The 12,247-nt window shown below is 59.1% G+C and carries 13 protein-coding genes and 1 pseudogene; 7 read left to right on the forward strand and 7 right to left on the reverse strand.

The features are described 5' to 3' along the window. Nucleotides 1-14: 14 nt before the first annotated feature. Both ACZ1G7_RS00655 and ACZ1G7_RS00660 read right to left on the reverse strand, forming a co-directional pair. Nucleotides 15-1,325, reverse strand: a complete 1,311-nt coding sequence (locus ACZ1G7_RS00655) for a cytochrome-c peroxidase (protein WP_472661454.1) — start codon at nucleotides 1,323-1,325, stop codon at nucleotides 15-17. 69 nt (nucleotides 1,326-1,394) lie between these two features. Further along, complete coding sequence (locus ACZ1G7_RS00660; protein WP_472661456.1) at nucleotides 1,395-2,585, reverse strand: FAD-binding domain-containing protein; 1,191 nt, start codon at nucleotides 2,583-2,585, stop codon at nucleotides 1,395-1,397. A 197-nt stretch (nucleotides 2,586-2,782) separates the two neighbouring features. Here ACZ1G7_RS00660 and ACZ1G7_RS00665 point away from each other — a divergent pair, with 197 nt between their 5' ends. The 7 genes from ACZ1G7_RS00665 (at nucleotide 2,783) to ACZ1G7_RS00695 (ending at nucleotide 7,274) form a co-directional block, all read left to right on the forward strand. Then, nucleotides 2,783-3,409 carry an ATP-dependent Clp protease proteolytic subunit gene (locus ACZ1G7_RS00665; protein ID WP_472661458.1) on the forward strand — a complete coding sequence of 209 codons (627 nt, stop codon included), beginning with the start codon at nucleotides 2,783-2,785 and terminating at the stop codon, nucleotides 3,407-3,409. Nucleotides 3,410-3,576: 167 nt separating this feature from the next. Then, a complete protein-coding gene (clpX, locus tag ACZ1G7_RS00670) occupies nucleotides 3,577-4,842 on the forward strand; it encodes an ATP-dependent Clp protease ATP-binding subunit ClpX (RefSeq protein ID WP_472661460.1) in 1,266 nt (421 codons plus the stop codon). Between the two features lie 42 nt (nucleotides 4,843-4,884). Continuing rightward, nucleotides 4,885-5,382 carry a hypothetical protein gene (locus ACZ1G7_RS00675; RefSeq protein WP_472661462.1) on the forward strand — a complete coding sequence of 166 codons (498 nt, stop codon included), beginning with the start codon at nucleotides 4,885-4,887 and terminating at the stop codon, nucleotides 5,380-5,382. Between the two features lie 3 nt (nucleotides 5,383-5,385). Further along, nucleotides 5,386-5,769: a RidA family protein gene (locus ACZ1G7_RS00680; RefSeq protein ID WP_472661463.1), complete on the forward strand. Its 384-nt coding sequence runs from the start codon at nucleotides 5,386-5,388 to the stop codon at nucleotides 5,767-5,769. 81 nt (nucleotides 5,770-5,850) lie between these two features. Beyond that, a complete protein-coding gene (locus ACZ1G7_RS00685) occupies nucleotides 5,851-6,234 on the forward strand; it encodes an NADH:ubiquinone oxidoreductase subunit NDUFA12 (protein WP_472661465.1) in 384 nt (127 codons plus the stop codon). A gap of 36 nt (nucleotides 6,235-6,270) precedes the next feature. Next, nucleotides 6,271-6,723, forward strand: coding sequence for an outer membrane lipid asymmetry maintenance protein MlaD (gene mlaD, locus ACZ1G7_RS00690; RefSeq protein ID WP_472661467.1), 453 nt, complete (start codon nucleotides 6,271-6,273; stop codon nucleotides 6,721-6,723). Beyond that, nucleotides 6,723-7,274, forward strand: a complete 552-nt coding sequence (locus ACZ1G7_RS00695; RefSeq protein WP_472661469.1) for a DUF2155 domain-containing protein — start codon at nucleotides 6,723-6,725, stop codon at nucleotides 7,272-7,274. The genes mlaD and ACZ1G7_RS00695 overlap by 1 nt, the downstream gene beginning before the upstream one ends. On the opposite strand, the gene aat is transcribed toward ACZ1G7_RS00695, so the two are convergent. From aat to acs, 5 genes and pseudogenes are all read right to left on the reverse strand, one after another. Further along, nucleotides 7,168-7,821, reverse strand: coding sequence for a leucyl/phenylalanyl-tRNA--protein transferase (aat, locus tag ACZ1G7_RS00700; protein ID WP_472661471.1), 654 nt, complete (start codon nucleotides 7,819-7,821; stop codon nucleotides 7,168-7,170). The two genes, ACZ1G7_RS00695 and aat, sit on opposite strands and share 107 nt — an antisense overlap. Before the next feature lie 51 nt (nucleotides 7,822-7,872). Beyond that, nucleotides 7,873-9,215: pseudogene (accC, locus tag ACZ1G7_RS00705) on the reverse strand (acetyl-CoA carboxylase biotin carboxylase subunit). A 5-nt stretch (nucleotides 9,216-9,220) separates the two neighbouring features. Continuing rightward, complete coding sequence (accB, locus tag ACZ1G7_RS00710) at nucleotides 9,221-9,724, reverse strand: acetyl-CoA carboxylase biotin carboxyl carrier protein (RefSeq protein ID WP_472661473.1); 504 nt, start codon at nucleotides 9,722-9,724, stop codon at nucleotides 9,221-9,223. 102 nt (nucleotides 9,725-9,826) lie between these two features. Then, nucleotides 9,827-10,162 carry a hypothetical protein gene (locus ACZ1G7_RS00715; RefSeq protein ID WP_472661475.1) on the reverse strand — a complete coding sequence of 112 codons (336 nt, stop codon included), beginning with the start codon at nucleotides 10,160-10,162 and terminating at the stop codon, nucleotides 9,827-9,829. A gap of 135 nt (nucleotides 10,163-10,297) precedes the next feature. Beyond that, nucleotides 10,298-12,244, reverse strand: coding sequence for an acetate--CoA ligase (acs, locus tag ACZ1G7_RS00720; RefSeq protein ID WP_472661476.1), 1,947 nt, complete (start codon nucleotides 12,242-12,244; stop codon nucleotides 10,298-10,300). Between the last annotated feature and the right edge of the window lie 3 nt (nucleotides 12,245-12,247).

Here is a 12,247-nt window from a genome sequence, read left to right on the forward strand (position 1 = left end):
ATGAATGCGGGCGGTCAGCGATCTATTGGCAAGCCGCTGGGAACAGCTTTGGGGATGCCGAGGCGGCCGTTCAGGGCGGTTGGGTCGTCGAGTGTTTTCAGGAACGCAATGAGCTGCGCGATATCTGACTGTGTCAAAGGTTGCATCGGCACCGCGGCATCGCGAATTTTGGCGAGTTCATCCGGGCGGTCAGCGACCCACCAGTCAGAGACGTCGAGGGGCAGCAAAACAGGCGTGCTGCGATCATAGGCCTCCAGAGCGGCGACGGGATTGGAATGGGCCGCAATGAACTGGGCCAGATCGGGATAGGCGCCGGTGTGACCATAGGGCGCGGTTTGGGTGACATTGCGCAGCGACGGGGTGCGGAATGCGTAGGCATCTGTCGGCGCGCCCGTCACGCGCATGCGGCCTTCGTCGCGTGCATGACTCTCAAACCGGGCGGCTTTGCCGGGGCCAAATTGCGGTTGGCCCGTTGCGTGAAAGCTGTGATCGGTTTGAAACGGCCCTGTATGGCAGCTGCTGCATTGGGCATCGCCGTAGAAAAGGTCAAACCCTTGTTTTGCGGCAGCCGGCAAATCACCGCCGCGCAGATAGGCGTCAAATGGGGCCGTGTCAGAGCGCCATTCATGGGCGATAAAGGCTGCGATTGCGTTTGAGATATCTGTGAAGGCGATATCACGACCCGATTTAATATCGGGGTATACTGTATTGAAAGAGCGGACATATTCGGGATAGCTGCTGACGCGTTTGGCGATGATATCCCAAGCGCCACCCGGACCCGTGATCAATCCGGTGCGGACGGCTTTGGAAACATCGTTTTCGCTATAATGGCCTGCCATTTCATCGGCGCTGAGCACCGGGAACATGGTTTGTGCGGACAAGAGCGAGGCAAAGCCTTGGGTCATGTCTTCGCCCATGGGGGTGCGCAATCCGCCTAATTTGTCTGGATCAACCTCGATCCGCCCATCATGAAACAACACCGTAAATTCATGCGCGCCGAGGTTGAACAGCGCTTGCGCGTGGCGCGGGATGCGTTGTTCCGGCAGGTTTTCGGGGTCGGCGCGGCGATCTGGCCCGAGGCCGATCCCACCTTCGCCGAGAGAAAGCGACACCCCGTCACCGGTGGCGAATTTGGGGTGATGGCATGTGGCGCAGGAGATGTTTTTATTGCCCGACAGTATTGGGTCATAGAAGAGCAATTGGCCGAGCTTGGCTTCTTCCAGATCAACAGGGGCATAGTCTTGATCGGTGACCGGCGCGGGCAGATCGAGCGCCACGGATTGCGTCGCGAGAAGCGTCGTCAGAGTGAGCGTGATGCGGTGCATGTGGCCTCCCAAACCAGTGCGGATAATTTTAAGAAAATAGCGCTGAACTACAAGAGGAAAACGCCGCAATCATTTCAATTTATTCAGAAAATCAGGGATGATCCTCTTGAAGGGGAAGAAACCTTTTGTGGCATGCGGCCAGCACAGCATGTCATAGCTGCGGGCTGTTTTCTTGAGCGATATGCCATGGGCAGTGAGGTCGATTTCAAGTGTGTTAAGCGCATCAGCGGTGGGTCCGACGGGCGCGTAGGGCGTTACGATTTCAGAGCAGCCGGTTTGCTGCGCCCAAGCGATCACGTCATCGGTGGAGGTAAAGACCGGCGCGCTGTCGCCGCCGAGATTTCTGACGGCTGATTGTGCGGCCTCTTTGGTGAAGGAGGTGACATTTTCGGACATGGTGAGCGGCGAGCGGGCTGGCGTGGTTAACAACGCCGCGACAGGGCCAGTGGCGGAAAGTGTCGTCATGCCGCCGCCCAGATCGTCTTCATGAAGCAGGATTGCGGTGTGTTTGGTGGGGTGCGCCGGGTTTGGAAACCGGATCGGTTCCGGGGGATGGCGCAAAAACGGCTCTGGCGGCACAGCATGGGGTGCGAGCTGATCTTGGCGCGGCGCAAAGCGGTTTTCAGTGAATTCGGCGATATTGTCGGGGCGGGCGAGATAGGTCTTGCCCTCGGTCTGCAAGCCCGCCACCCAGCGCCAGCTGAGTGTGTTGGAGGCGGGGTCGCCGTCCAGCAGGTGGCGGAGGAAAAAATCAGCCCCCAGCGCCCATGGCAGGCGCAATGTGAAGATCCAGATTGACGCAAACCACATGCGCGCATGGTTGTGAATATATCCTTTTTTAACAATAGTATGTGCCCAGTTGTTAAAGCACTCTATGTCGGTGTTTCCGGTGCAGGCATCTTCGAAATTCTGGCGGAGCCCGGCTTCTGTTTGCAGGCGATTCAGGCCCGCTTGAACGGCAGTTTGATAGCTGTTCCAGACGCCGGGCCGCATCTCAAGCCAGCCCTTCCAGTAGGTGCGCCAGAACACCTCCTGAATGAATTTTTCGGCGTCCCGCGCGCTGTGTTGGGAGAGGGTCTGGGTGATGACCTCCTGCTCGCTGATCAGACGGAGGCGCAGGTAGGGGGAGAGCTTGGAGACCGCGCCGGACCCGTCTGGGCGCAGGTCATAGTTACGCCTGCGCGTGTAGGTGAGGCCGGCGGAGGGCAGGAATTGAGCGAGCGCATCCAATCCGGCGGCGCGTGTAGGGACGAAAGTCATGGTTTTGCCAAAGCTTGGTAATTGGAGGGTTGACGATAGGCGGGCCGCGCCCCACTTCAAGTTGCGTTGGCGCGTGTTTGCGCCCCTTGCAGCCAGATTTTTCCGCAACTAACGTCATCTTCATCTTTTGCGGGTACTTCGCGTGACAAAGCGCCCGACTTAAACAACCGATGCGAACAAAACAGAACAGGCAGGCCATGACCGATCCGATCGACACTTACATGAACCTTGTGCCCATGGTGGTTGAGCAAACCAGCCGTGGCGAGCGCGCATATGACATTTTTTCCCGCCTGCTGAAGGAACGGATCGTGTTCCTGAACGGCCCGGTGCATGACGGGATGAGCCAGCTGATCGTGGCGCAGCTGCTGCACCTTGAGGCGGAGAATCCGTCGAAAGATATCTCGATGTATATCAACTCCCCCGGCGGCGTGGTGACGGCTGGTCTGTCGATTTACGACACGATGCAATACATCCGCCCGAAAGTGTCGACCCTGATTGTGGGGCAGGCAGCATCTATGGGCTCGCTTTTGGCCTGCGCGGGCGAGGCGGGAATGCGGTTTGCGCTGCCCAACAGCCGGATCATGGTGCACCAGCCCTCAGGCGGGTATCAGGGCCAGGCGACGGATATCATGATCCACGCGGAAGAGACCAAGAAGTTGAAGGGCAAGCTGAACGAGATTTACGCCAAACATACCGGCCAGACCGTGAAGGCGGTTGAGAAAGCATTGGAGCGGGACAATTTTATGTCGCCCGAAGAGGCTTTGGAATGGGGTCATATTGACGAGATTGTGACCAGCCGGTCGGTCGAAGACGATAAGTCCTAGGCGCGCGAAATTGTTTCCTGCGCATGTTGCAGCAACGCGATTGTTGCGTGCGCAGGGGCTTTTTTCCGATTGTACCCGCTGGGGCGCTGCCATAGGCTTGGGATCAAATGCGAAGCAGGTGCTTCGAAACACTGTATTTAAGGGCTTTGCCCCGTTGAGGTCGACTGATGGCAAACAACTCTGGTGACAGCAAAAACACGCTCTATTGCTCGTTCTGCGGCAAGTCGCAGCATGAGGTGCGCAAGCTGATTGCGGGTCCGACCGTGTTCATTTGCGACGAATGCGTTGAGCTTTGCATGGATATCATCCGGGAGGAGACGAAGACCGCGGGTCTGAAATCTTCCGACGGGGTGCCGACGCCGCAGGAAATTTGCGACGTGCTGGACGATTATGTGATCGGGCAGGGGCATGCGAAACGTGTGCTCTCGGTCGCGGTGCACAACCACTACAAACGTTTGAACCATGCCGCCAAGTCGGGCGATATCGAGCTGGCGAAATCCAACATTCTGCTGATCGGCCCGACGGGCTGCGGCAAGACGCTGTTGGCGCAGACGCTGGCGCGGATACTTGACGTGCCATTTACTATGGCGGATGCGACGACGCTAACGGAAGCGGGCTATGTCGGTGAGGATGTCGAAAACATCATCCTGAAACTGCTTCAGGCGTCCGAATATAATGTCGAACGCGCGCAGCGCGGGATCGTCTATATTGACGAGGTCGACAAGATTACGCGCAAGTCGGACAACCCCTCGATCACACGCGATGTGTCGGGTGAGGGCGTCCAGCAGGCCTTGCTGAAAATCATGGAAGGCACTGTGGCCTCCGTGCCGCCGCAAGGTGGGCGCAAGCATCCGCAGCAGGAATTCTTGCAAGTTGACACAACGAACATCCTGTTCATCTGTGGCGGCGCGTTTGCGGGTCTTGAAAAGATCATCGCGCAGCGCGGCAAAGGGTCCGCAATGGGCTTTGGCGCCGATGTGCGTGACGAAGAAAACAAAGGCGTTGGCGAGTTCTTCGCCGAGCTTGAGCCGGAAGACCTGCTGAAATTTGGTCTGATCCCGGAATTCGTGGGCCGCCTGCCAGTGATCGCAACGCTTGAAGACTTGGACGAGGACGCGCTTGTCACAATTCTGACCCAGCCGAAAAACGCGCTGGTGAAGCAATATCAACGCCTGTTTGAGCTGGAAGAAGCAAACCTGAACTTCACCGAGGATGCTTTGTCTGCGATTGCCAAACGCGCGATTGAGCGCAAGACCGGCGCGCGCGGGCTGCGTTCGATCCTGGAAGATATCCTGCTTGATACGATGTATGATCTGCCGGGTCTTGAGGGTGTTGACGAGGTTGTCGTGAATGAAGAAGCGGTTGGCCGCGAAGCCAAGCCACTTATCATTTACGGTGAGAAGAAGAAAAAAGCAGAGGCCGAAGCGGGGTAAGGCCCGCGGCGCATGCGAGTGTTTTTGAAAAGGTCGGCCAAGTTGGTCGGCCTTTTTATTTTGGCCGTGTTCTTAATACCGGTGGTCTTGCTTTTGGGTTGGCAATTGAAGGCCGTGCTTATCGACAAACCGCGATATGCGACGGATGTGTTTGCGCCCTATCTTGAGGAGTTTGAGGTGCTGGAGCAGCGTCGCTGGCACGGGTTTGGCGCAGGGGGCTGGGATTGCACATTTGCAATTGTGGGGTTGGATGAGACTGCACAGGCCGCGCCGCCCCGCCGCAAAGCTATCCAAGACATACCGCATTGGCATTTGGCGTGGGGTGGTGATTGGCAACCGACCCCGATGGCACCGCTCGGTGATACGACCCGAGACGCCTTTGAATTCTGCGCGCCGAACTGGTCCGAAAACGTTGCGGCGCGCATTGAAATGGCGCTTGCACAGCCCGGGTCATTCGTCATCATCGGCCCTGTTGGGGAGACCGTGCACCTGTATTCCAAGCCGCAGCGCATTGTGGCGCGTATCAGATATGGAGACTGAAATATGAGCATCAAACGGATACATTCCGGCGGCCCGTTCGAGGCAAAGGTTGGCTATTGCCGCGCGGTTGTGGCCGGGGGCTGGGTGCATGTCGCGGGCACCGTGGCGGGGCTCAACCCTGATGGAACTGTGCCGGAGGGCGCGGCGGCGCAGGCAGAAAGCGCGCTTGGCATCATCGAGGCGGCGCTGAAAGAGGCCGGGGCCGGGTTTGAGCATGTTGTGCGCGTGAACTACGTTTTGCCCGCTGCCAACGAGTTCGAAGAGTGCTGGCCGGTGTTGCGCGCAGCCTTTGGCGACGCCCCGCCTGCAGCGATGATGATCGAGGCGGCGTTGATTGACCCCAAATACCGCATCGAGATTGAGGTCACAGCCTATATCGGCGGGTAATTGCGTGGTGTTTTAGGTGTCTGACACTGGACGCGCGCGCGGCACTGGGGCATATCAGAGACAAGCAACCTGGAGAGGCCAATGGGCATTCTGAGAAACATCCTGCGCGCGGCGACCTGGTGGGACGGGCAAACGCTGAACACGCAATTCTGGACCTGGCGCAAGGGCGAGAAGGTCGGCGAGGATGCCGAAGGCAATATCTTCTACCAATCGCGCGACGGCAAACGCCGCTGGGTGATTTATAACGGTGAGGCGGAGGCCTCCCGCGTGGGCCCGGAATGGCATGGCTGGTTGCATCATACGTTTAAAGAGCCGCCGACTGAGGCGCCGTTGAAACGCAAGGAATGGGAAAAGCCGCATCAGGAAAACCTGACCGGCACCGCCATGGCCTACGCGCCTGCGGGCTCTTTGCGCAGCGCGGCCCCAGCGGACCGGCGCGATTATGAGGCCTGGTCGCCGGAATAGCGGCACAGAACAAGAGCGGTTTCGGGGGCAGTCGAGATGGCAGAAAATACCACAGAAGTTTTGGTCGGCACCGGTGTTTTGGTGGTCGCAGCGGGGTTTTTAGCCTACGCGGCGGGCCTGACCGGTGTGAGTGCCACAACGCCGGATCAATACGAGTTGACGGCAAGCTTCCGGTCGGCCGAAGGGATCAGCGTGGGCACGGATGTGCGCATGGCGGGCGTCAAAGTGGGCACGGTGACCGCGCTTGATTTGAACCCGCTGAGCTTTCGCGCGGACACGGTTTTCACGATGAATGATCAGATCGAAATTCCCGATGACAGCGCGATTTCGGTTGCGTCAGAGGGGCTGCTCGGCGGCAATTTCATTGAGATTATTCCCGGCGGATCGCCGTTCAATATCGACCCGGGCGGGGAGATCACGGACACGCAAAGCTCTGTCAGTTTGATCTCGCTTTTGCTGAAATTTGTTGCGGGCGGTGACGCAGAGTGATGCGCGCGCTTGCCGCAGTGATCTGCCTGTGTCTGGCGACGCCGGGCTTTGCGCAGTTCAAGCTTGAGACGGAGCCCACGGACGACGCGGCCCCGGTGCAGATTGAGGGCGACAACGAGGCGTTTAGCCTGGGCAATTCACTTGTGGTGGAGCGCGAGACGCGGATTGAAGTCAGTTCCGCGCCGGTTGCGAAGTTGCGCGGTTTAGACAAGCTGGCGGGTGCCAGCCGCGACATTCAGATGGCCACCGGGGAGCCCGCGCGATTTGGCAGCCTCTCGATAGAGATGAGCGATTGCCGCTACCCCAAGAACAACCCGAGCGGCGACGCTTACGTGTTTTTGACGGTGCAGGCGGACGGGCAGACCGCGCCGCTGTTCTCGGGTTGGATGGTTGCGTCGAGCCCGGGTTTGAACGCGCTTGAGCACCCACGCTACGACATTTGGGCTATTCGCTGCCAGTTTGAGATACAGGCGGAGGTTGCAGAACCTGTTGCGGCGTCACCTGAGGTGGCTGCCGGTGAAAGGTCGCCTCGCCCGATAATGCGTCCTTGAGCAGGCTGTGATAGCGCGCGCGGGTGATTTCAACCGCGCCGAGGCTGGCTAGATGGTCGGTCAGGAATTGCGTGTCGAACAGGGTGTAGCCGCCCGCTTTGAGCCGAGAGATCAAGTAGGCGAGCGCGATTTTTGACGCGTCGCGGCGGCGCGAAAACATGCTTTCGCCGAAGAAGGCGGCGCGCAGCGTGACGCCGTAGACGCCGCCGACAAGTTCTGCGCCGTCCCAGACCTCGACCGAATGGGCGTGACCGGCGTCAAAGAGGTCGAGGTAGATTTCAAAGATTTCAGCGTTGATCCAAGTTTCGTCGCGCTCGGCGCAGCCCTCGATGACGGCCTCGAACGCGGTGTCGATGCGGATTTGATAGGGTTCGCGCCGGATGGTTTTGCGCAAAGAGCGGGAGATGTGGAAGTCGTCCAGCGGGAAAATACCGCGGGCCTGAGGGTCGACCCAGAAGAGGCCTTCGTCGTCGCGCGCCTCAGACATCGGAAAAATGCCTTGCGCATAGGCATTGAGGATCAGGTTTGGGGTCAGGTCTTTGGGCATAAGGGCTTAACGAAAATGTAGGGCCAGCTTATGCGCAAAGCCGCTGGCTGGCTAGGTGTTGGCCTCTAGCCAGTGCTCTAGCCAGTGGATGTTATAGTCGCCCGTCAGCACGGCATCTTCTTGCAGAAGGGCGTCGAAGAGCGGCGTGGTTGTGTCGATTCCATCAACGATCAATTCCCCCAACGCGCGTTTGAGACGGGCGAGGGCGGCAGGACGATCAGGGCCGTGCACGATCAGCTTGGCGATCAGGCTGTCGTAATAGGGCGGGATCGAATAGCCGTCATAAAGAGCCGAATCCATGCGCACGCCGAGGCCGCCGGGGGCGTGATACTGCGTGATCTTGCCGGGGCAGGGTGTGAATTCGGGGACTTTTTCAGCGTTGATACGCACTTCAATGGCATGTCCGTTGATCGCGAGCTCATCTTGCTTGATCGACATCGGGTAGCCAGCGGCGACGTTGATTTGTTCGCGCACCAGATCGACGCCGAAGATGGCTTCGGTGACCGGGTGTTCCACCTGCAGGCGCGTGTTCATTTCGATGAAATAGAACTCGCCATTCTCATACAGGAATTCGATTGTGCCGGCGCCGGCGTAGTTGATGGAGGCCACGGCCTCCGCACAGGTTTTGCCGATTTTGGCGCGGGTTTCCGGGTCGATGGCGGGGCCGGGGGCCTCTTCAAAGACTTTCTGATGGCGGCGTTGCAGGGAACAGTCGCGTTCGCCCAGATGCACCGCGCCGCCTTTTCCGTCGCCGAAGACCTGAATTTCGATATGGCGGGGCGTGCCGAGATATTTCTCGATATACACTTCGTCATTGCCGAAAGCGGCTTTGCCTTCCGAGCGGGCGGAGCCGAAGGCGGTTTCCATCTCATCGCGCGATTTTGCGAGCTTCATGCCACGCCCGCCGCCGCCAGCTGTGGCTTTGATGATGACGGGATAGCCGATCTCCTCGCCGACCTTGTAGGCCTCTTCCAAGGTTGGCACGCCACCGTCGGATCCGGGAACGCAGGGCACGCCCAGGTTTTTCATCGTGTCTTTGGCAGTGATTTTATCGCCCATGACACGGATATGTTCTGCCGTTGGGCCAATGAACGCGATGCCGTGATCTTCGAGCGCTTGGACGAAATTGGCGTTTTCCGACAGGAAGCCATAGCCCGGATGGATTGCTTCTGCGCCGGTGATTTCGGCGGCTGAGATCAGCGCGGCAATGTTGAGATAGCTTTGCCCGCCGGGGGCGGGCCGATGCAGATCGCCTCATCGGCCATGCGTACATGCATTGCGTCGGCGTCTGCTGTGGAGTGGACCGCGACTGATGCGATCCCCATTTCGCGCGCTGCGCGGATGACGCGGAGGGCGATCTCGCCCCGGTTGGCGATCAGGATTTTCTTGAACATGGGCGCTATTCGATGATCATCAGGGGCGCGCCGAATTCGACCGGCGAGCCGTCTTCGACCAGAATGCGTTTGACCGTGCCAGATCTTGGCGCGGGGATCTGGTTCATCGTTTTCATTGCTTCAATGATCAGGATGGTTTGGCCTTCGCTAACCTTGTCGCCTTGGGCAACAAAGGCTGGTGTGCCGGGTTCAGCCTGCAAATAGCATGTGCCGACCATGGGAGAGGACACAGCGCCGGGATGTTGTGCAGGATCATCAGTGGCCGGGGCGGCGGCGGGCGCGGCTGCTGCTGGTGCTTCTGACGCCGCTGGCATAGCAACGGGGGCCGCGGCAGGTGCGGCCATGGCTACGGCCTGAATTGGTGTGCCACCTTTGGAGACGCGCACATCGAGACTGTCATCGGAGGCGTATTCGCGCTTGACCCGTAATTCAGTCAGATCGTTTTCGTTCAGCAGCTCGGCAAGCGCCTTGATAAAGGCGACATCGCTGTCATGTGGCGTCTTGGCCATGCGGGAATACTCCTCACCCATATCGCGTCCGGCAGCCCGGATCTGTCATTGCAGTTGCTTATAGGTGAAGCTGCGCGGGGTGAAAAGCGCGCATTGGGGGGATTATTCTGGCTTTTGCGCCTCTGATGCACCGGTTTCATCCGTGACTTTGGCGTCATAAATGCTTTCCGGGACCGCATCGGGAACGGTATCGACCAAGGCTATGCGCATTTCGACCCGTTTAGGGATTTCGAGCGGCGGCCGGTCTTCATTCGCTTCGGGGCGTGTTTCCTTGGCGTTTTCGGTCCCTGAAACGGGGCGCGTTGTCATCGCTGTGGTCTCATTGCCGATTGCCGTTGCTGGCATGACGGGCTGAGCCGGCAGATTTTGCGGGGCTGACGGGCGTGGCGCGTGGTTTACCGCGTTTTGCGCTGCCCCAATAAGTTGGTTCGTCAACATTACAGACTTCCTTCATATTGGAAGCCCCCACGCCTGATGTTTTGCCGTCAAGAGATTGCCAGCCTCTTAACGCGCAATAGAGATATTCAGAGAGTTTAACGAAAATTGAAAAGGGCCTCTTGCGAGGCCCCTTTCTTAACGGTTCATGCGGTTGTCGATCAAATCATCAACGACCGAAGGGTCCGCGAGTGTTGAGGTGTCGCCAAGCGCGCCGTAGTCATTTTCAGCGATCTTGCGCAGAATGCGGCGCATGATCTTGCCGGAGCGCGTTTTTGGCAGGCCCGGGGCCCATTGAATGAGGTCGGGCTTGGCAATCGGGCCGATATCTTTGCGCACCCAGACCTCAAGCTCTTTGCGCAACTCTTCTGAGGGTTCTTCGCCGCCCATGAGGGTCACATAGGCGTAGATGCCCTGGCCCTTGATGTCATGCGGGTAGCCGACCACGGCGGATTCGGAGACCTTTGGGTGCGCGACGAGGGAGCTTTCGACCTCCGCCGTGCCCATCCGGTGGCCAGAGACGTTGATCACGTCATCAACCCGACCGGTGATCCAGTAGTAGCCGTCCGCGTCGCGTTTGCAGCCGTCACCGGTGAAGTAATAGCCTTTGTAGTCGGAGAAATAGGTCTGCATGAAGCGGTCATGATCGCCGTAGACCGTGCGCATTTGGGCAGGCCAGCTATCCTTGATGCAGAGCACCCCTTCCGCGGCGGTGTCGCTTATTTCTGCGCCGGTTGTTGGCTCCAAGATTACGGGCTCGATGCCGAAGAACGGCGTTGTTGCGGAGCCGGGCTTTGTGGAGGTCGCGCCGGGCAGGGGGGTCAGCAGATGGCCGCCGGTTTCGGTCTGCCACCAGGTATCGACGATGGGGCAGCGCCCGCCGCCGACCACGTCATTGTACCAGTTCCATGCCTCTGGGTTGATCGGCTCACCAACGGTGCCAAGCAGCTTCAGCGAGGACAGGTCATAGCCTTCGACGAAGCTGTTGCCCTTACCCATCAGCGCGCGGATGGCGGTGGGGGCGGTGTAGAATTGGTTCACCTTGTGCTTTTCGCAGCAGGCCCAGAACCGGCCCGCGTCGGGATAGGTTGGTACGCCTTCGAACATCAAAGTGGTCGCGCCATTGGCGAGGGGACCGTAGACGATGTAGCTGTGGCCGGTGACCCAGCCCACGTCAGCGGTGCACCAGAAGATGTCGCCGTCATGGTAATCGAACGTGTATTGATGCGTCATGGAGGCGTAGACGATGTAGCCGCCGGTGGTGTGGACCACGCCCTTGGGCATGCCGGTGGAGCCGGATGTGTAGAGGATGAAGAGCGGGTCTTCGGCGTTCATTTCCTCGGGCGGGCAGTCGGCGGAGACGGTGGCCTGCATCTCGTGCAGCCAGTGGTCGCGGCCGGCTTGCATCGCCACATCGCCGCCGGTGCGCTGCACGACCAGCATCTGGGCGTCGTGGTCGACGGCCTCAAACGCCTTGTCGCAATTGACCTTGAGGGGCGTGTTGCGCCCGCCGCGCGGGGCCTCGTCGGCGGTGATGACGACCTTGGCCTTGGAGCCGTTGACGCGGGCGGCCAAAGCGTCGGCGGAGAAGCCCGCGAAAACGATGGAATGGATGGCGCCGATGCGCGCGCAGGCCAGCATGGCGTAGGCGGCTTCAGGGATCATCGGCATGTAGATGACGACGCGGTCGCCTTTGGTGACGCCCATCTCCTTGAGAACGTTGCCGAATTTTGACACGTGCTCATGCAGCTGCTTGTAGGTGATGTGCAGCGCCTCGTCATCGGGGCTGTCGGGTTCCCAGATGATGGCGGTTTGATCGCCGCGGGTCGCAAGGTGGCGATCGATGCAGTTGGCAGCTACGTTTAGGGTACCGTCCTCATACCATTTGATGTCGACTTTTCCGTATTCGTAGGAGACGTCCTTGACCTTCGAGTAGGGCTTGATCCAGTCGATGCGCTTGCCGTGTTCGCCCCAAAACGCCGCAGGGTCTTTAATGCTTTCGGCGTACATCTTGTCATATGTTGCCTTGTCGGCATGCGCGGACGCCGCAAATTCTTTCGAAGGTGCGTAGGTTAAGTCGGTCATAGG

The organism is Litoreibacter sp. JB4-2 (genome assembly GCF_055693445.1).